Genomic DNA, 18,273 nt, shown 5'->3' on the forward strand with positions numbered 1-18,273 from the left:
ATACAGAATGTGAAGTTTTCTTTGTTATCAAGTAGATAATGACTTTCCGGGGTTCGCTCGGGGGAATGTGGAGAAAATCGTAAATTTTTGCGCTTTTTCACATTTCCCTAGCCGATGGTTCCACATGCGCATATCCACGGGCACCAGTTGGCTCCTATACCGTCTAAGCTTACACTACGTCCTAGTAAATTTTGTTCCGAGCAGCAGTCATGGCCACCACCTACGCCAGAATCAATCCAGATATCCTTACCTGGGCCCGGGAGCGGGCACAGCTTAGTGTGTCTGCTCTGGCATCCAAACTGGGGGTGCCGGACGATAAGCTTGACGCTTGGGAGCGAGCGGAGAAACCGCCGACCTTCAAGCAGGCTCAAGACTTTGCCGCTAAGACTCACATTCCGTTTGGCTATCTCTATCTGAAGCAGCCGCCGGAAGAGACGTTACCCTTACCAGATCTCCGAACGGTCGGCGGGCGTCACCCTGACCAGCCTTCTTCCGAGCTTATCGAAATGGCTCAGATCGTTCTGCGACGGCAGGAATGGTACGCGGAGTATCTCCGAGACCAAGGCGTGGAGCGCAACCCATACGTTGGTCGGTTCACTGCTCGTTCCAATATCCTAGATGTGGTCCAGGACATGCGACAGGTACTCGGTATACCAGCTCATCCCGAGCGAGGTAACTGGGAAGATTACTGGCGCCTACTCATCCGCAAGATCGAAGAGGCGGGCATCCTGGTCATGCGGCAGGGATTCATCCGTCATCACTCTCGCCCGCTATCTGTTCAAGAATTTCGCGGCTTTGCCATTTCCGATCCTCTGGCACCGGTGATCTTCGTCAACCAAGCCGATGCTCCAGCCGCACGCTTGTTCACCTTAATCCATGAATTGGCGCATATCTGGATCGGCAAAAGCGGGGTTTCTGACGCAAATCCCGATACTCACCAAAGAGAAGAGATTTTCTGTAACGCTGTAGCGGCGGAATTTTTGGTTCCCGAGGCGGAGTTTGATACCCACTGGCAACACGTCGAAGATTGGAAAGAGAACCTGCCAGTATTGGAGGCCCATTTCCGCGTCAGTACATGGGTAATCGCAAGGCGAGCGCTAACTCTCAGGAAAATCTCCCGGGACGAATACCGGAATTACGTCGACGACCTTCAGGAACGTTACCGGAACCGTGAACGAACTCAAGGTGGCCCTACGTTCTACAGAACTCAAAGAGGACAGATCAGCGAAACGTTCTCTAAGGCGCTGGTCAGTGAAGCTCTCAGTGGACGCGTCCTTCTTCGAGATGCGGGTAGCTTATTGAATATGAAGCCCCACAAAATAACCAATTATGCCAAAGAATTAGGGATCTGATGTATTTGCTGGACGCTAACACCTACATCCAGGCGAAGAATCTCCATTACCAGATGTCATTCTGTCCTGCATATTGGGCGTGGCTCGACCAACAGTACGCGAGTTCAGCACTGGCGAGCATCCGCACCGTCTATGATGAGTTGTCTGATGGTGATGACGAACTTTCGGATTGGGTGAAGGACAGGAAGGACCAGTTCATCCCGGTTTCAGACGACGATGTCCAGCAAAAATTCGCAGAAGTCGCTCAGCATGTAGCCGAGCTGGAAGGTAAAAAGCAAGAATTCGTAGCGGAGTTTCTCAGCAAGGCAGATCCTTGGCTCGTCGCGACTGCGGCCGTTATTGGCGGTACCGTCGTTACCCACGAGATACCTGTTCCCGAAAACAGTACCAAGGTCAAAATTCCAAATATCTGCGACGCCTTCGGTGTACCCTATATCACCACATTTCAACTTTTGAACCAGTTAGAAGCTCAATTTGTTCTAGGGTAGCAAGGTGTCAATCACCCCGAACCCTGCCACAGGCTCTTCAGCTTGGTTCATTAGATCTCGGCTTCAGCACCTCATTCCTGACCAGAAAATCCTCCAGGTTCTCCCCCGGTACCGCTTCTCCTGCTTTGGGATCAATGGCGGCCAACCCTTCAGCAACGAAGCGTTTGATTAGCTGTTCTGAGGTAATTCCCAAACCTGCCGCAATCTGATCGATTCGATCAGGTGCCGTCTCGCGATCGCCAAAACGAATAACGAAGTGTCTCATCAGTATGACCTGCCTCCAACTTTTCGCTACGTCCGAATTTGAACTTTGTTCTTTCAGTACAAACCATTGATTTATAAGTATTATTTTTTATTTTCCTCTTGCATATTCTCAACCTCATGAGAATATTTAATAAAAGCAGGAGGACATAATGAAAAAATTAGCACCCTTAACTACGGCAATATTGGCCGCTGCCCTGGCTGGCTGCGCGGCTACCCCAAGAGCTTACGATTCCGAGCAATCTCGGGCTTTGAACCTCGTGAGAGCCGGAGGCATCTACGATATGGATTTGCGGGATTCTGGGGATGGTACCCGCTCCTACAGTAAAGGCATATTGATGCCATTACTGGATCTCGCCAGCCTGGCGACTTCATTCGATGCACCGCTTCGACATCTCTCGGGTAGCCAGACGTTTTTGTTCAACGCTACCGACATCATGATGACACCGGACAATCCGTCGGCGAGACCAAGCCTAATGGGATGGATGCCTGCGTCGATGGCCACTTCGGAGGCTCAGGCCTATGAGCAGTATGTGGATCTGGTGGACCAGGCCATCCGGCTAGCTGCCAATGATATGGCGTTGAGTGCCACCAAACTCAGTAACGTGGAGACGCCCGAGATTGACGGTCATCCACTGATGCTTTGGTCGATTGAAAGCACTGAGCATGGATGTGGTGTGGGTCAATGTGTGGTTGCCTACAACATCAAAACGCCGAATCGCTGGAAGTCACCGCCCTACGTGGAAGGTGTTGAGCCTGAAAGCTACAACATCGCGGCCAATCATCCAGAGAATTACTCTCGCCTCATTTTCCGGCAGTCAGGTGAGCAACTCAGCTTCCCTGTGGACGAATTCTACCGCACGGTCAGTGGTGCCTTACCATCCTGGATGGTGGTGTATTTTCCTCCCGGCACCGTCATCCAGGATGGCGAACCGGTGCCGTACCCTGTGCTGTACGAGCAGGGGCAGCGACTGATGTTCAAGGAGCCAGATCATGAGTGACTGGCATGATGAACTTGAATTCGCGCTGTTGCCGCTTGAAGACGCCAAAGTCGATAGCGACTGCATGACCTTTTTGATCAGCAATGCCCTGAGCGAGCAAGGCATCTTCCATCAATGTCGTATCGGATACGCAGAGGACCGGCTGAGCCGAATGACCACTACTCCCCATTGCTGGATCGAACTCGAACAGGGCTGGTGTATCGATTTCCGGCTCAGACAGTGGCTGGGCGATGAGGACGACCTACCTCATGGCGTATTCCAGCCATCCAACTACCCGCGAGTTCGATACCAAGGCACTGCGTGGCTGGTTCCACACCTGGACGTGGAAGACTTGAGGGCGATGACAGATGATGCCTACAGTAAGGTCAAACTCCCATGGATGGCCGAGCGAGCCGCAGCGGCCTAATCCCGGGCAAAACTTGCATCTTCTCAGGTTCTGATAGCTTCGAAGTAAAGAACTATCGGGGACTGAAACCATGGTGAAGGTGACAAAAATAGTAGCAGTGGGGCTCGCAGGGATCGGCGGTGTGGAGCTCGCCTTAAGGGGTACCGATGCAGTGCTTTACTCATGGTATCTATTGTTCGTGCTCTGGGTGGTCCTACTGCTCATTCGCTTCGCAATGGCGGCAGTCGATTCTTACAAGACGGTTTTTGCCATGGGACCCGATGGGGAAATGACGTTTCCTGAATTCGAGAAAAAGATGGCGTCGTTTAGTCGAGGCAGTGATAGGGGAGAAAACGGTCCAAGCAGCACGACAACCTCCGGCACCGGGAGTAAAGACGGCACTGGCGATCCGTTCGATGACTTCAGAGTCGACCCGATCCTCCGGGAGGACGATCCGTTCGGGGAATTTTTCGACTCTTGAAGTGGTTCCTTTTGGGTACAGCTCAGGAGAACCAGGTGTTCTAGCCCAGTAGCGACCAACAGAACCACCTAAACCAGACCGGCCAGAGAGAACCACTTATAACGGACTGAGGAGCGGAAGAGGATGTTTATTCGAGCCTACCTGCGAGCATCGACTCAGGAACAGAATGCGGAGCGAGCCCGGGAGTCACTGATACAGTTCGCAGCCAACCATGGTCAGCGCATTGCGGCTTTCTATGTGGAGAACGTGTCCGGCGCTACTTTGCACCGCCCCGAGCTTATGAAGTTGATTGCGGATTCCGGTGATGGCGACATTGTGGTGGTCGAACAGATCGACCGGCTAGCCCGCCTCAAACAGAGTGATTGGGACTCGCTCAAGCAAAAGCTAGCCGCCAAGCGATTGGCCATTGTTTCCCCGGAGTTACCGACCAGCTGGCTCGCCCTGGAAAAGAAAGATGACACCGGATTCACCGACTCCATTCTCCGGGCAGTAAACGCCATGATGCTCGACATGCTGGCTGCCGTAGCTCGAAAAGACTACGAAGACCGCCGGCGCCGCCAGTTCCAGGGCATCCATAAAGCCAAAACGGAGGGCAAGTACCAAGGGCGGCAGCCAGACCTGAAGCGCAGGCAGCACATCGCCAGCCTTCTGCGCAGTGGCCACAGCTACAGCGAGATCCAGGAAATGCTGAGTTGCTCGCGACATTTGATTGCATCTGTCGCCAAAGAACAAAGACAGACCGATGCTCTGGCCTGAAACCAACGAAATGCCCTGTTAGGGCAATCAACCATTGGAGACTTGAATATGCTAAATCTATCTACCACCCTGATTGCATTCTTGAGCTTTGTCGCAGTTGTGCTTGTTATCTGCGTGATGGCTTACCGAAACGCTGACCGTTTGGAAGAATTCGCAAAGCGCAAATTCCGGAAGAGAGTGCCCCGCCACAATGGCGGTCCGAAATAGATTTTGGCCAAACCGGTGTTCTTGACCAAAACGGGCAGTTTGGCAGCCGTGCCTTCCGCGTCGTCCATGGCAGCATAATCGTGAAGTCGATATGAGGTTATGCACATGACGGACAAAACAGCCATGCTTCCCGACAGCTTTCTCCTTTTATTGGAACAGGAAGAAAAGCGGAGGCAACAGCGGGAGGAGTCGGGGCTTCCTGCTCTAAAACGGCTGATCAACGCCACTCATAGTGGTGGTGGCCAGGCCCGCCATATCAGGCGCTTCCTGCTGGGTCTTTATAATGCCAGTCACTGGCCGTTCGAGTTGGATAGGCTGAGGACGCTGGATGCCGATCTTCAGCAGGCGGCTCTAGAAGTTTTGGCGTTGGATTGGAATGGCCGGGAGGTTCACACCTACGTGTCTGGGGGAGACGAGCTCTTTCATTCCTGGTGGGTCTTGGAATCCAGAGCCTGACCACCGGCGCTCTCCAGCAGACATTCTGATTCCATCTCGTCGAGGATGTCTGCGGCTTTTCGTTTTGCAGCATCAACAAGCTCAGGTTTCTCGGACGCCAGAATAACCTCGAGAGTTCTCAATGCTCGTTCCTCTTCTGCTGTTCGGACTGGCCCTCAGTAACGGTGGCATTCCATATAATGGGGCATTTTACCCGTGATCACGCCTTAAATGTCCAAGCTCGCGCCCCGCTTTCGCAACCACTCCTTTCGCTCGCGCCAATCCGGTAGGACCTTGTCTACCTCATTCCAGAAGGCATCGGTGTGGTTGCGGTGGTGAAAGTGACAAAGCTCATGCACAACAAAGTAATCGATGATCTTCGGCGGTGCCATCATGCACTTCCAGTGGAAATTCAAAGCTCCGCTGCGCCCGCAGCTGGCCCAACGGTAGCCCATGTCCTTAACCCGTATTGAGCTGATTTCAACACCCACTTTCGGGGCGAAATAAGCTACCCGGTCTGCAAACCGTTGTTGTCCCTTGTCAGCATAGAACTGCTCAAAAGCGGTTCTTGCCGCTTGTGTGCCATCTTGCTCAATCAAGTCACGGCTGAGGCAGAAACGCCCATCTTTCAGCTTCAGGGATTCGTTCTGACCAGACACCAGACTTAGCCGATAGGCACCACCCAGGTAGAGAAAGGTTTCGCCGTTGACCCACTCCCGGGCGACCGCCGTGGCGTTCAAATCTTTCCACTCCGCCAAATTTCGGTAGATCCACAGGCGCTTGCTCTCCACCAACGAATCTACCTGCTCCGGTGTGTAGCCCACCGGCGGGCGCACGACTATTTGCCCATTACGCTCAATCACGATATCTGTCGTTTTGCGCTGGCTTCCTGGCAATAACTGATACTCAATGTCTCGGACGCGTCTTGGTGTCATCGGTTCTCTTATCTACTCTCTGAGCTTTTCAGTAAGGCATCATGACGGTTCTTGGCCAGTTTCATGATTTCGACAGCGATGCGTTCCCGGCCGGACTTTAGCTCGGTGATTCCCGTGAGGGTAAGCGCAGTTTTGATCTCGCTACGTGTCCTCTTCTGCTTGTCGGCATTGTTCCAGAAGTCGATGCTGCCGATACTGTGCTGAAGCGTATCGACAATCGCTTCCATCAGGGCTTTCATCTTCGCGTTCGCTTCCGCAGGAACTATGCCATCCTCGAAGGCTTCATTAGCGATGTGCTCATAAAAGGTCGTCGCTTCCCGGCTCATGCCTGCTTCGCCCTGTTGACGGCCCTCTACCGCTACTTTACGAAGATTCTGTAGCTCTTCAGCCAGCTTTTCCCATTCTCCCTGGTAACGGTCGATCAGCTGCTCGACCTTTTCCGATAGGCTATTATAGAAGGCTGGATCTTCGTCATGGTGCACGGTGCAGTGCTTGCGGATTGCGTGCTCCATCTCGCTGGCCTTGGCTTCGGCATTTCCCCCGGCGTGCGCATTGAGCTGATCGAGAAAATCCTCTGACAACAACTCCACCGGCGGCACTTTCGGGTTGATCCCCAGACTGATCAGATGTTCATTGATCAGATCCCGCACCTTCTGTCCGGCATCGCCCAAGCTCAGGGTATCGTCTTTATAGCGCTCCTTCGCCACCCGCTGGATGTAACCCATTCGCTTTGCAGGAACCCGATAAGACTGGCCCGCTGTATGGGGCAGAATGATATCCAGACTACTCAGAAACTTTTTGAGGTAAACGTCAAAGTCCGCCCGAAGCTTTTCGTCCTTTAGCAGCTTCACTGCCTCATGGACCACGCCCGCATCATCTTCGACCGTAGGCAGTTCCCCCTCAACGAACGCCTGAATCTGCCGGACCTTGTTATCGGTGAACAGGTTCAGAAGTCGCTGGTACCGCTCCTGCAACACTGGAACCTCGGAGGTGATGTTCTTCAGCCCACTGACCAACTCCTGCTGTTCATCGGTAGCAGCGTACAGCGTCAAAGCCTCCGTGAGCTTGTGAGTCAGGCCAACGTAGTCGACCACATAACCCCGCTGCTTGCCCTTTTTCACTCGGTTGGTGCGCGCAATAGCTTGCAGCAGGGTGTGTTCACGGATTTTTTTGTCCAGATACATTACCTGCTCAATGGGCGCATCAAAACCCGTAAGCAGCATGTCACAGACCACCAGGAACGCGATGCCCGTGTAGGGTTTGTCCGGGTCATCAAAGGCAAAGGGTTTGCAGAAATTATCGACCGCATTCCAGGCCCGAGCCTGCTTACGGGCCTCGGTGATATAGGCTGCCTCGTTGGTGCCATCGCCGGAAATCACCACCGCTGCCTTTAGAAACTCGATTTGGCGAATTCTATCCTCATCCAGTGCCGACTCTGTTCTCATCTTCGCGACTGTATCGGCCAGGGCCTGTTGAATGGCTTTCTGGTAGCGCACCGCTGCCAGCTTGGAGTGGCATACCACCTGCGCCTTAAAGCCATTAGGAAAGATATGAGCCAGGTAGTGAGCTACCAGGTCTCTGGCAACAGCCTCGATACGTTGTTCGGCCTCCAGAATGTCACCGGTGGCACCGTACTTTTTCTTGATCGCCAGCACTTCCTCTTCAGAGCGATCTCTGAAAAGGTTTTCAAACTTTGTATCGAAGGCATGTTTCTCGTTCAACGCGGCATCCGACGTTCGACCTTCATAGAGAATCTGCAACGTGGTGCCATCTTCAACCGCATCCATCAGTTTGTACTTATCGATGTACTCACCGAAGCGCTTCACTGTGCGCTTTTCGCCATGGCGTTCTGTGATCAACGGTGTGCCGGTAAACGCAATGCGAGCGGCATTGGGGAAGGCCTCGAAGATATTCTCCCCCAACTCGGAGCTCTGGGTACGGTGGGCCTCATCGATCATCAGCACGATGCGGGACGAGCGATTGACCACACCAAAAGTCTCCTTACCCGGAATCGCCTGGTAGGTGCCCAATGCTTCCGCTACAGAAATCGGCAGACTCTGGTCGGCAATCTGAAACTTATGTGCCATCACCATGTTGATGTCAGACTGATCCGAGGCCAGGTCCCAGCGAAGGGCCTGCCGACTTTCAATCACATTAACGCGCCCGCCGATAAGCGTGGCTGTTTTGGTCAGCTGTTCTTCCAGATCGCTACGGTCATTGATCAGCACCAGTTTGTAGTCATGCAGATCTTTCGACGCCCGCAACATGCGAGCTACAAACACCATGGTCAGACTCTTACCCGAACCCTGCGTATGCCATACCACCCCGCTCTTGTCTTCTGCTGTCTCGCCGTGGCGCAGGCGCTCAACAATTCTATTGGCAGCACGGAATTGCTGGTAGCGGCACACCACCTTGATTCGCGGCCCGCTATCTGTATCCATAAACACCGAGGACGTACGCAGAATGCGCAGCAGGTTCGTTTTGTTGAGCATCCCCTCAATCAGCCGATGTTGGGCATTCATGCCCTCAGCGTCGGCGTCATCACGGGGCCACAGGGTTTTCCACGGGTAGAAGTGCTCTTCGCCAGAGGTAATGGTGCCATAATCAGCCTCCACACCACTGGACCGGATCAACAGCAGATTACTGTGAAACAGACGTGGCTCGCCTTCCTTCAGGCCCTGGCGTGCAGTGTCTTCGCGCCGGTTCATATAGCGCTGCAACTGAGCAAAGGCTTCGGCCATAGGATTGGCGCAGGTGGGCCCGCCCTTCTTACACTCCACAACGGCCAGCGGAACCCCATTCACAAACAGCACGATGTCAGGGATGATGAATTGCTTAACGCAACCGGGAGTGTCGATACGGAATTGATTGATAGCCAGAAAGTGATTGTTCGCCGGTGTGTCGAAATCAATCAACTTAACGACCGGATCCTGCTCACCGGTTTCTTCGTTGGTATCCACCTGGGCCTTGAATAGCAGCTTCTGTACCGCTTCGTTGGCTTCCAGCAAGGTACGGTTCGGCTGTCGTAGGATCTGCTCCTGCAAGTCCATAAGCTGTTTGTCGGTCAGCCAGGCATAACCGCCAGTACCGGGATTCAGCGATGCTACAGCCTTGGTGAACACATCGGGTAGCAGCCATTGGCGAAAGCTTGCACGATGACTACGGGCCGGGTCAGATGGAATCTCCTGACCTTGGTCGATGATCTCCCAGCCCAGAGCTTCCAGTTGTTGCAGAAACGGCTGCTCAACCTCTGTATACTCACTCATTATTATGTTCCAGTACTTTCTTCAGACTGCGGCCTGTAAAGGAATTTTCTGAAGGCGATCCAAAGCCAGTTCCAGTTTGGGAAGGTCAAACAGTTTAAGCTTGCGACGAGCCCAGGTTTCTCCGGCCGGCCAATGACCAACCCCATCAAGTAGCGCCGTGGGCTCGGGTGCAACCTGTTCTTCTGTCAATAGCCAATCCACTGTAGATAGCAGCTCCAGCCCGAACGGAGACTCAAAGCCATCAATCAGCTGGGTAGCCTTTTCCAACGCCGGCAAATAAGCCTGTGCTTCCGTTTTCAGATACAGAGCTACCTTGTCCCGCTTAGCATCGTTAAACCAAATAGTATCCAAGGGCCCACAATCACTGATGCGTTTTTCGCATTTGAGATAGCTGCCATCCAGTGCATCTAACAGGTGACGTAACCGATCCGCATAAGGCCCGTAATTATTGGCAACAAATCGCAAGTCCAGAGGATCTAATCCTTCGGCCTCAATAGCCCGCTCCAGAAACCAGGCCAGTTTCTGAATCTCCAGCAGGCTGCACTCCATACCCAGGACCCAATAGCGGCGCACCAGCTCTGCAATCAGGGCACGGGCCGGTGTCAGTTTTTCCACACCTCTTTTTTTGGCGACATTCTGATAGCGAGCGGTCGGCTCATAAACGACAATCTCCACCCCTTCGAGATCACCCAGCGCCTGCTCAATGTGAGGTTTTACATCTAGCCATTTCAGGCCGCCATTACCGGCGCCCAAGGGAGGAATGGCAATGGAGCCTACTTGATTGTCTTCTATGAAACGACGCAGGTCGGCGAGGCCGTCGATGATCCATTCCATGCGGGACTTAGCGCGCCAATGCTGTTTGGTCGGGAAGTTAACAATCCAGCGTGGACCCATCAGTTCGCCGGTTTCAGTGACAAACATCCGCCCAGTCTGAACTTCTCCGTCCTTACACGCCTTGGCGTAGGCCGTCATGTTGGCCGGGAAACGCTCCTTGAACATCAGTGCGATCCCCTTACCCATCACACCAACCGTATTGACGGTATTTACCAACGCCTCTACATCAGCGTCAAGCAGGTTGCCGGTGGTGTAACTGATCATTGCACTCTCTCCAAAATGAGCTTTCGACTCAAAAATACCACTGAGGCATACAGTGGATATCCAATTGGACACCTAACCTGACCGCCTCTTCTTGCAGCTCCTGCTGTACCTGAGGGGTATAGCACACTGCACCCAGCAGCGCCTGAACAGGCACTTGTCCATAAACCAGTGCCTCCGCCTGGTAGCGCTCGACCTTCTCGGGGTCGTTCGGATCGCGCTGAAAGTTGCGATGCTGCAGCAACGGCCAGTCGATGGCACTCAGGCTTATAGGGTCATTGTAGTAATTTGCGGTCACGGTGTATGCATGGCGGTCGGTAAACACGTAAGGCAGCCCCAGCTCAGCAACCCGATGCAAGCTGGAAACCAGGATCACGATATCCACATTTGCTACGCGGGCGACACCGCCCCGACCGGTATAGATGTTGTACAACATGGGCGAAAAGGGTGTGAAGTAAAAGGGCACGTAATCGTTCAGCATGCCACTCGGTGGCAGCGGCACTACACGATGTGCTCGGCGGTCGATCAGTTCCTGGTTACCAATGGTCACCCAATTTGGCGAACAGACATTGCTGGTGCCCGAATGCAGACCATTAACCAGAATCCACGGCAGGTTCTGGCGGTGAGTTATCCGCCAGATCAGAGCCTTATCAGGATTCAAGTTAGGGTAATGATTAGCCATTAGTCCTCTCTATTCCAAGCTGCTCAAGTGCCCCTATCGCCAAGCCCTAATGCTAGCTATTTCCGCTGACTCGACTGCGACTAGGCGCTCGGTATACTTCTGGATCAGCATCTTCGACAAGATCAATTTCATAGCGACGTCTATCCAGTATTTCGAGAAAACCCAATACTTGCGAATCTTCAACCTGCATCTTTCCACCAACCTCCGTTACTGCCACATTTGTCCTTTGGCAGTAACGTGAAAGTTTTTCCTGGTTGATATTATGTGCTTCAGACTGTGATTTTATGGAAGCAATATAGCGAGCCGCTCTCGGGTGTTTCTGTGCATAGGTGGAGATTGAATCAAACTCAACAAAATCTATTTCCTCTGCGATGGCTGCAATATTACCTGGTACCGCCGCCATAACAGCGCTTTGTAGTTGAGCGGTAAATTCCAGGCCGCTTGGCCTCAGAATGTATATCACACCGTTGTGTATTAAGGAAGCTGCGATTAAGTGGTCCGCAGCTCCCGATATGACGCCCCAAACCGTCCTTTATCGACGTCCTGTGGCTCAATTTTCCAATTTTCAGCCCAAAATCGTCTCTTCGTGGCTGATTTTGGCCCTGTTTCAGGCCAATTTCCTCATTTCAGGTAGATCTCGCCTGTGCCCGTATCAATTGGTCAACTCGAACCAGGTTCGCTAGGGTGAATAACATCGCCAGTTGACTGTCGTTTTTAGCCAGCCCCTTGTACCTGGCTTTGACGAAACCAAACTGACATTTTACTATCCGAAATGGATGCTCAACCTTCGCTCGGATACTCGCTTTCAGGTATTCGTAACGGATGGCCAGCTTGTTCTTGCGCGGGTGTTGCTTCAATGCATTCACTTTGCCGGGACGCTTGGCGATAAGCCAGTCTGCGCTGACATCGCTGAGCTCATCGCGCTTTTCGGCCCCCTGATAACCAGCATCGGCTGAGATAAATTCTTCATCGCCATGCAGTAACTTGCCAACCTGATTGAGGTCGTGCTCGTTAGCCGCCGTGGTCACCAGACTGTGGGTCAGGCCACTTTTGGCGTCCACGCCAATGTGCGCTTTCATGCCGAAGTACCACTGGTTACCTTTCTTGGTCTGGTGCATGTCTTCATCACGGCTGTTGTGTTTGTTTTTGGTAGAGCTGGGGGCTTGAATGATGGTGGCATCCACCAAGGTGCCCTGGGTCATTAGAACGCCACACTCTGCTAGCCAGTGATTAACGGTACTGAAGATTTTGCGGGCCAGTTCATGCTGCTCCAGCAAATGCCGGAAATTCATGATGGTAGTGCGGTCTGGAATGGCTTTATCCAGTGACAGGCGAGCAAATTGTCGCATGGAGGCGATTTCATAGAGGGCATCTTCCATGGCCTCATCGCTCAGGTTGTACCATTGCTGCATGCAGTGAATACGCAGCATGGTTTCCAGCGGATAGGGCCTGCGACCATTACCGGCCTTGGGATACACAGGCTCGATAACGCCAAGTAATTTGTCCCAGGGAAGCAAGTCATCCATTCTGCCAAGGAAAACTTCTTTGCGGGTCTGGCGGCGTTTACTGGAAAACTCACTGTCGGCAAAAGTCAGTTGCTGGCTCATCCGGTTACTCATTCTGGGTTCAGGTTACAACACGATGATCTCACATCTCGGACTTATTCGCACCTTCCAAAAGGCAACAACATGGCAAAAAGGTAAACTAACAAATGATCTCGATGATCTTCCGCCCGGCCTGCTGTCAACTCCCGTTTATCCTCGCGTTTTTTGACCCGTTTAATTCGCCACCACAAAAATAGATTTGGAATTACGACGAAGCAGCCGCAGAACATTAAAAAATAGGGTTCAGGAACGCCTGCAATATTGCCGCCTTTTATCGCCCATAAGATAAAAAGCGGCAATATTGCTCAGCACCATCAAAAGTCTTGCCAGTGACAAGCCTTCGCTATGATCGCTCATGCGGAAATCTCTGCTTCTAATTGCGCTTCTGGCTCAACCTTGACCGGGACTTTGCCGGTGAGAAGGTCTTCCATCAGCCCAGTTTTTTGCTTTTTTAGGTTATCAAATAATAACTCTTCAGATTTCATCTTGGCGGTTAAAGAGTTATACCTGCCAAAGATTCTAAGTTGTTCTTCATATGGAGGTAACGGCAACGTCAAAGTCTTCAAAGTCCGCGATTGGATGGCATCCATGATGCCGCCTTGAGTTTCTCGGCGGAACCATGACTTCACCCATGGTGCGTAGTTTAATTGCCAACAAATCAGCTCAGAAATAACCTTTTCTTGATCAAAAGTCATTGTCCATAGATGCTTTGATGATAGGGCACTGTCCACGTGTTCCGGGACAACAGAAGCTCTTCCAACAGTGCCCATAATGGTTATGATCACATCTCTTGGCCGAACTGCGTATTTGTTAAGTTCAAGAAATTTTTCTTCTGATACAAAGCGACGAAAGTGATCAACGAACTTCTCTGTATGGATATTATCTATCCCCAAAAATGGAATCCCATCTTCAACCAGTTCCGCTTTCAGTAAAGCGCTTCCAAAGGGACCACTTCTAAGATTGTTTGGTACTTGAGCTAACAAACTTTCCAGCTGCATGTGCTCCCATTCCTTCGGAATCCAGCCGATCGGAGTTTGTTGATACAGTTCCGGGGCTTGTTCGCGGGGTGGGCGAAGTTGGCCGTTGGGAGCGATGCCTCGGGTAAAGAGGTCGTGCATTAGCCCGGCTTTGATCTGTTGGTATTTTTCGATCAGGACTTGGGTTTTTTCGATGGTCTGGTCGATGGTTTGCAAGATATGGGCGATTTTTTGTTGCTCACTCTTACGTTCGGGGTACCGAATACAAAGTATTCTGCCAATATCTTTAGGTACGTGAGGGACACCGGTTCCAGTTCTACGGTGCTGAATCCACTCGAAATTCTGTAGCAGCAGATAATAAAGCAGGTTGCTGTCTATCTTCCCATTGGGGGACAGCTTTGAAACAGTTGAAGAGACAACACCCGAAAGACCAGTTCCGCACAGGCCGCTCCGCTCACCATCCCAAAGCATGAGCACATCATGTTCCGCTGCTCGAACTGCGAAAAATGTTGATGCGTAACCATCTGTCTTACCAGAAAGCGCACCTGCACCAAGGTATTTTTCATAGCCAATAAGTGGGAATGGACTGGTATCAACCTTCCTTCCCTTTTGGAAGGTTGCTAGATCAGCCAAACGATCTAATTTCCATTCACTCATACCCCAACTCCACCAAAAATGCCTGCAACTGCTGTGATGCCTGATCGCGTTCGGCTTCAATTTCTCTGGCGGTGACGGCGTACTTGCTCCATAGATTTTCCACCGCCTTGATGCAGGCGCGTTGCTCGGCGCGCAGGTAGCCTTGATAGGTCGCCAACAGGAGTTTTTCCAGGCGGTCGATGATGATGACGCGGGCCTCATCCACAGAGATTTTCCTGCGAGCACTGGCGACCAGTTCATCGCGCTTATTTTCGATGCCCTTGAGGGTGGCTTTTTGTTGCCTGACTTCATCTTCCAGTGCTTTGTGACGGGCGAGGCTGGTCTCCAGGCGGTGGGCGGTTTGGTAGGCGCGTTGGCCTTGCTCCACCGCTTCCTTGAGTGGCTCGATCCAGTCGCTATCCACCAAACCCTGCTGTTCGGCCAGCTCAACAATGCGCAGGCCGTTGCTGAATTCAGGCGCTTTCTGGGCCAGCCCTTCACCACAGTAATAACCTTTCTTGCTGCCCTTGGGCAGTTGCTCGGCGCCTTGGAGTTCGGTGAATAGGTTAGTGGCCAGACTCTTGATGATTTTGAGTTGGGCTTTCCATTCGGCGGTTTGGGCTTTCAGCTCGTCCTTACGGGTTTTGACGTCATCGCTTGGTAATACACCGGTGTCATCGCTGTCTTCAAAATCCTCTTCATCAGCGGCGGGGCAAACAGCGCCTGGAGCTCGGCCAAGCGGTTCTGGGCGGTTTCCTGATCTTCCAGCACCTGCGGGAACTGGCTGTTGAGAATCTCGTCGTCGGGGATCAGTTCTGGCCCCCAGCCCCTGGCCTGAATGGATTTGAAGTCCGATTTAAGAAAATCCACAAAAGAGGCAAAAGCGCCGCGTACCTGGAATGAGGTCAGCAAGATTTGCCTGGCCAGGGCTTGCTCAATGCTGTGCAACAGTTGGCTGCGCATTACATAGACGTTGCGCGGGCGCTCTTCTTGATTGGCGGCATCGGGTGCCAGCGCTTCGACTATGGGCAGGTTGGCTTGCCACCAGTTTTTCAGTACATCCATGATGGCCTTGTTGGCCGCTTCTACCCCTGCATGACTATTGATGAAGGCGGCGATTGTTCGCTTGTCGGTGAGTGCTGGGGCAAAGTCCATATAATCGGCATCCCGGGACACGAACAGATCTTCCCGCAAGCCTTGGTAGTTCTGCCAGTATCCGTCGAGGCTGGCGATTTCAGCCTTCGGAACGCCGCCGTGAAGGTGGGCGCGCACGTCGTGGGGTTCCGGTGGTGGGGCGTTGTCCACATAGCGGCGGATATTGCAGTTATATTCTTCCCCGAGCAGTTCGTTAACGGGAACGGGGCGCGCGTAGCCGGGAATTTCCTTGCCTTGACGGTAGGCGTTAATGATCTTGTCGATGTCTTCCGGACGCAGGTGGTTCTGGGCCTTGCCCTCGCGGTATTCGCGGTCGGCGTTGATAAACAGTACCGAGTTACGCTCACTGGCACCGGCCTTGTTCAGCACCAGAATGCAGGCGGGAATGCCTGTGCCGTAGAAGAGGTTTCCGGGAAGGCCGATCACGGCCTCCAGGTAGCCCTGCTCGATGAAATACTTACGCGCCTCCCGCTCCTCACCGCCCCGGAACAGCACACCGTGGGGCATCACAGTCGCCATACGGCCATCGTGCTTGAGCACAGCGAGCATGTGCTGAACGAACATCAAATCAGCTTTCTTGCCCTTCTCCGGCATCATGACCGGAAAGCGCCCGGTAAACTTGAGGTCTTTCTTGATGTAGTTCTGGCTAAAGGGAGGATTCGCGACTACCCGATCGAACCGCTTTAATTCGTTGTTCTCGTCCAGGTGCTGTGGCTCACGAATGGTATCTTCCTGGCGGATATCAGCGTGGGAAATGCCATGCAGCAGCATGTTCATCTTGCAGATCGACCAAGTGGTGCCGATCTTTTCCTGGCCATACAACGCCAACTCCCGGGCATCGCCACCTTTTTCCCGCAGAAAGTCGCGCATCTGGATCAGCATGCCGCCGGACCCAACGGTCGGGTCGTAGACGCTCATGCCTTCTTCCGGATCGCAGATTTCAGCGCACAGTCGAACCACTTCCCAGGGAGTGTAAAACTCACCGGCTTTTTTGCCTGCGGAATCGGCGAAGTATTTGATCAGCCATTCATAGGCGGCACCGAGAAGATCCGGGAACTCGAAATCCTCATCACGCAGGGGGATTTTCTCGAAGTTCTGAACGAAGTCAGCAAGAGTGTCATCATCCAGAGTGCGCTGGCCGATCTTGCGGTTGAAGTTGATGCCGCTGAGCACGTCCTGCAGAGCATCCGGGTTGGCGTCTTCAATTGCGCCAAGTGCTTTGTTGAGGACAGAACCTACGTTCTCTTTGACGTGTTTGAGCGCTGGGCGCTGGACAATCTTCTTATGGCCGTCCTCAACAATTTCCTCCTCCCAAGATTCATTCCAGCGAGCACGGGGCGGCACATAGAAGTACTTCCCAGAGTAATGATCTGGATCGTCCAATTCGATGGCAATGTCCTCATCAGACAAGCCTTTAGCCTTGAGCTGTTTCTTCAGTTCATCCCGACGTTCATCGAACAAGTCACTGGCACGCTTGAGGAACAACATGCCGAAGATATATTCCTTGTATTCGCTGGCATCCATGCTGCCACGCAAGTCGTCACAGGCGCGCAAGAGCAGGGATTCGAGATGGGAAAGCGTCAATTTCATCGTGAAACCTTAGTATTCATCGGACTGCCTCTTCGATCTGTGGCATAACCAGGGGCGAGGACAGCGTTCGAGCATTGTTTAAGTATTTCGTGGTTCCGCAGCCATAGGTGGCACTCGTCGGCGGGTAATCGGTGGTCCGAGCTACAGTCCACGTTCCAATGGCGCAGCAAGTAGCCGGCACGGGCAGCACGAATAGTGAGTCGCCGTATCGGCTGCTTTTTCTGAGTTGAAGTGTCCGCTAGGGACATATTGAAGTCGAGCGCTATGGCCTCGGGAAAATCGTGTCCCGGATGGGGTACTAACTCTAGAGTGAGCTGTTGGTTCCATTCAGTGTCTGCGGCTTGCAGTTCGGCAGGGGCTATCTCGGTATGGTCGATACGTATGTCAGTGATGCGGGTGCAGACAAAATCACGGAACTGACTGTGCTTACGGCAGTAACCGCGTACGTGCCAACGCTGGCCATTGTTGACGATACTGTGCGGTACGATCACCCGTTGGCTACCGCCAGAACTGAGAGATATGTAGATAAGTTTGACAGCTTGCCCCTGACTGATGGCCCTACTCAGGGTAGCCAGGGTGTCCCTCGGTGGCGCAATAAGGTCGGGGGTATCCTCACAGAATCCCGACACTGCCCTGGGCGATGTCATTCCATCGCCAAAGCCATGAGCCAACGTGTTGAGGGCGGTATGACTGTCATGGTGGAACAAGGGCTTAAAATGGTCTGTTCGGTAATAACGTTTGTTTTCGTGGCGTAAGGCCAGGTTGTCCGGAGCGAGCTCGCGGTAGAGGGTGAAATCTCGGGTGCCGGAAGCCACTGCCGTACCGAAATGTTCCATCAACTCGCCACGGGCGATAGAGCCCTGATACTGAAGCACGAAATCAATATAGGCCAGACGCTCGCGTTGAGCATAGGCGTAATGGTTTAGTTTCAATTCGGGCTCAGCGGACACCAGCAGACACCTTAATG

Annotated in this window: 19 protein-coding genes; 7 read left to right on the forward strand and 12 right to left on the reverse strand. The window is 52.8% G+C overall.

What is annotated here, in order from left to right:
* Positions 1 to 209: 209 nt before the first annotated feature.
* Complete coding sequence (locus WKR14_RS20890) at positions 210 to 1,352, forward strand: XRE family transcriptional regulator (protein WP_339087142.1); 1,143 nt, start codon at positions 210 to 212, stop codon at positions 1,350 to 1,352.
* Positions 1,352 to 1,840 (forward strand): DUF4411 family protein, encoded by a 489-nt coding sequence (locus WKR14_RS20895; RefSeq protein ID WP_339087143.1) that lies wholly within the window; start codon positions 1,352 to 1,354, stop codon positions 1,838 to 1,840. The genes WKR14_RS20890 and WKR14_RS20895 overlap by 1 nt, the downstream gene beginning before the upstream one ends.
* A gap of 37 nt (positions 1,841 to 1,877) precedes the next feature.
* On the opposite strand, the gene WKR14_RS20900 is transcribed toward WKR14_RS20895, so the two are convergent.
* A complete protein-coding gene (locus tag WKR14_RS20900) occupies positions 1,878 to 2,105 on the reverse strand; it encodes a hypothetical protein (RefSeq protein WP_339087144.1) in 228 nt (75 codons plus the stop codon).
* 148 nt (positions 2,106 to 2,253) lie between these two features.
* On the opposite strand from WKR14_RS20900, the gene WKR14_RS20905 reads away from it, so the two are divergent.
* The 5 genes from WKR14_RS20905 to WKR14_RS20925 all read left to right on the forward strand — a co-directional run bounded on the left by WKR14_RS20905 (position 2,254) and on the right by WKR14_RS20925 (position 5,387).
* Positions 2,254 to 3,102, forward strand: coding sequence for a hypothetical protein (locus WKR14_RS20905; RefSeq protein WP_339087145.1), 849 nt, complete (start codon positions 2,254 to 2,256; stop codon positions 3,100 to 3,102).
* Positions 3,095 to 3,508 (forward strand): hypothetical protein, encoded by a 414-nt coding sequence (locus tag WKR14_RS20910; RefSeq protein ID WP_339087146.1) that lies wholly within the window; start codon positions 3,095 to 3,097, stop codon positions 3,506 to 3,508. Before WKR14_RS20905 ends, WKR14_RS20910 begins: the two co-directional genes overlap by 8 nt.
* Positions 3,509 to 3,578: 70 nt before the next feature.
* Positions 3,579 to 3,968 carry a hypothetical protein gene (locus WKR14_RS20915; protein WP_339087147.1) on the forward strand — a complete coding sequence of 130 codons (390 nt, stop codon included), beginning with the start codon at positions 3,579 to 3,581 and terminating at the stop codon, positions 3,966 to 3,968.
* A 123-nt stretch (positions 3,969 to 4,091) separates the two neighbouring features.
* A complete protein-coding gene (locus tag WKR14_RS20920) occupies positions 4,092 to 4,724 on the forward strand; it encodes a recombinase family protein (protein ID WP_339087148.1) in 633 nt (210 codons plus the stop codon).
* 312 nt (positions 4,725 to 5,036) lie between these two features.
* Positions 5,037 to 5,387, forward strand: a complete 351-nt coding sequence (locus tag WKR14_RS20925; protein WP_339087149.1) for a DUF7673 family protein — start codon at positions 5,037 to 5,039, stop codon at positions 5,385 to 5,387.
* Here the strand turns inward: WKR14_RS20925 and WKR14_RS20930 are convergent.
* From WKR14_RS20930 to WKR14_RS20980, 11 genes are all read right to left on the reverse strand, one after another.
* On the reverse strand, positions 5,354 to 5,509 hold the full coding sequence (locus WKR14_RS20930) for a hypothetical protein (protein WP_339087150.1): 156 nt from the start codon (positions 5,507 to 5,509) through the stop codon (positions 5,354 to 5,356). The genes WKR14_RS20925 and WKR14_RS20930 overlap by 34 nt on opposite strands.
* Positions 5,510 to 5,593: 84 nt before the next feature.
* The gene (locus WKR14_RS20935) at positions 5,594 to 6,301 is read right to left on the reverse strand and encodes a SprT family zinc-dependent metalloprotease (RefSeq protein WP_339087151.1); all 708 of its coding nucleotides are present in this window, start codon (positions 6,299 to 6,301) and stop codon (positions 5,594 to 5,596) included.
* A gap of 8 nt (positions 6,302 to 6,309) precedes the next feature.
* A complete protein-coding gene (locus WKR14_RS20940) occupies positions 6,310 to 9,567 on the reverse strand; it encodes an HsdR family type I site-specific deoxyribonuclease (RefSeq protein WP_339087152.1) in 3,258 nt (1,085 codons plus the stop codon).
* Positions 9,568 to 9,588: 21 nt separating this feature from the next.
* Positions 9,589 to 10,665: a type II toxin-antitoxin system antitoxin DNA ADP-ribosyl glycohydrolase DarG gene (darG, locus tag WKR14_RS20945; protein ID WP_339087153.1), complete on the reverse strand. Its 1,077-nt coding sequence runs from the start codon at positions 10,663 to 10,665 to the stop codon at positions 9,589 to 9,591.
* Between the two features lie 28 nt (positions 10,666 to 10,693).
* Positions 10,694 to 11,344, reverse strand: coding sequence for a type II toxin-antitoxin system toxin DNA ADP-ribosyl transferase DarT (locus tag WKR14_RS20950; protein WP_339087154.1), 651 nt, complete (start codon positions 11,342 to 11,344; stop codon positions 10,694 to 10,696).
* Between the two features lie 52 nt (positions 11,345 to 11,396).
* Entirely contained in the window at positions 11,397 to 11,747 is a 351-nt protein-coding gene (locus WKR14_RS20955) for a hypothetical protein (protein ID WP_339087155.1), read from the reverse strand.
* 223 nt (positions 11,748 to 11,970) lie between these two features.
* Positions 11,971 to 12,951 carry an IS5-like element ISEc68 family transposase gene (locus tag WKR14_RS20960; RefSeq protein WP_000082736.1) on the reverse strand — a complete coding sequence of 327 codons (981 nt, stop codon included), beginning with the start codon at positions 12,949 to 12,951 and terminating at the stop codon, positions 11,971 to 11,973.
* A 350-nt stretch (positions 12,952 to 13,301) separates the two neighbouring features.
* On the reverse strand, positions 13,302 to 14,582 hold the full coding sequence (locus tag WKR14_RS20965; RefSeq protein WP_339087156.1) for a restriction endonuclease subunit S: 1,281 nt from the start codon (positions 14,580 to 14,582) through the stop codon (positions 13,302 to 13,304).
* Complete coding sequence (locus WKR14_RS20970; RefSeq protein WP_339087157.1) at positions 14,575 to 14,985, reverse strand: hypothetical protein; 411 nt, start codon at positions 14,983 to 14,985, stop codon at positions 14,575 to 14,577. Before WKR14_RS20970 ends, WKR14_RS20965 begins: the two co-directional genes overlap by 8 nt.
* Positions 14,986 to 15,185: 200 nt before the next feature.
* On the reverse strand, positions 15,186 to 17,306 hold the full coding sequence (locus tag WKR14_RS20975; protein ID WP_339087158.1) for a class I SAM-dependent DNA methyltransferase: 2,121 nt from the start codon (positions 17,304 to 17,306) through the stop codon (positions 15,186 to 15,188).
* On the reverse strand, positions 17,303 to 18,256 hold the full coding sequence (locus tag WKR14_RS20980) for a transcriptional regulator (RefSeq protein WP_339087159.1): 954 nt from the start codon (positions 18,254 to 18,256) through the stop codon (positions 17,303 to 17,305). Before WKR14_RS20980 ends, WKR14_RS20975 begins: the two co-directional genes overlap by 4 nt.
* Positions 18,257 to 18,273: the final 17 nt, after the last annotated feature.

Origin of the sequence: Shewanella chilikensis (assembly GCF_037953065.1) — a bacterium.
Taxonomy (GTDB): Bacteria; Pseudomonadota; Gammaproteobacteria; order Enterobacterales; family Shewanellaceae; genus Shewanella; species Shewanella chilikensis.

What these genes read in the sequence shown, in the direction of transcription:
- WKR14_RS20890 (WP_339087142.1), top strand. Translation starts at nt 210, where the DNA reads ATGGCCACCACCTACGCCAGAATCAATCCAGATATCCTTACCTGGGCC.
- WKR14_RS20895 (WP_339087143.1), top strand. Translation starts at nt 1,352, where the DNA reads ATGTATTTGCTGGACGCTAACACCTACATCCAGGCGAAGAATCTCCAT.
- WKR14_RS20900 (WP_339087144.1), bottom strand. Translation starts at nt 2,105, where the DNA reads ATGAGACACTTCGTTATTCGTTTTGGCGATCGCGAGACGGCACCTGAT.
- WKR14_RS20905 (WP_339087145.1), top strand. Translation starts at nt 2,254, where the DNA reads ATGAAAAAATTAGCACCCTTAACTACGGCAATATTGGCCGCTGCCCTG.
- WKR14_RS20910 (WP_339087146.1), top strand. Translation starts at nt 3,095, where the DNA reads ATGAGTGACTGGCATGATGAACTTGAATTCGCGCTGTTGCCGCTTGAA.
- WKR14_RS20915 (WP_339087147.1), top strand. Translation starts at nt 3,579, where the DNA reads ATGGTGAAGGTGACAAAAATAGTAGCAGTGGGGCTCGCAGGGATCGGC.
- WKR14_RS20920 (WP_339087148.1), top strand. Translation starts at nt 4,092, where the DNA reads ATGTTTATTCGAGCCTACCTGCGAGCATCGACTCAGGAACAGAATGCG.
- WKR14_RS20925 (WP_339087149.1), top strand. Translation starts at nt 5,037, where the DNA reads ATGACGGACAAAACAGCCATGCTTCCCGACAGCTTTCTCCTTTTATTG.
- WKR14_RS20935 (WP_339087151.1), bottom strand. Translation starts at nt 6,301, where the DNA reads ATGACACCAAGACGCGTCCGAGACATTGAGTATCAGTTATTGCCAGGA.
- WKR14_RS20940 (WP_339087152.1), bottom strand. Translation starts at nt 9,567, where the DNA reads ATGAGTGAGTATACAGAGGTTGAGCAGCCGTTTCTGCAACAACTGGAA.
- darG (WP_339087153.1), bottom strand. Translation starts at nt 10,665, where the DNA reads ATGATCAGTTACACCACCGGCAACCTGCTTGACGCTGATGTAGAGGCG.
- WKR14_RS20950 (WP_339087154.1), bottom strand. Translation starts at nt 11,344, where the DNA reads ATGGCTAATCATTACCCTAACTTGAATCCTGATAAGGCTCTGATCTGG.
- WKR14_RS20955 (WP_339087155.1), bottom strand. Translation starts at nt 11,747, where the DNA reads ATGGCGGCGGTACCAGGTAATATTGCAGCCATCGCAGAGGAAATAGAT.
- WKR14_RS20960 (WP_000082736.1), bottom strand. Translation starts at nt 12,951, where the DNA reads ATGAGCCAGCAACTGACTTTTGCCGACAGTGAGTTTTCCAGTAAACGC.
- WKR14_RS20965 (WP_339087156.1), bottom strand. Translation starts at nt 14,582, where the DNA reads ATGAGTGAATGGAAATTAGATCGTTTGGCTGATCTAGCAACCTTCCAA.
- WKR14_RS20975 (WP_339087158.1), bottom strand. Translation starts at nt 17,306, where the DNA reads ATGAAATTGACGCTTTCCCATCTCGAATCCCTGCTCTTGCGCGCCTGT.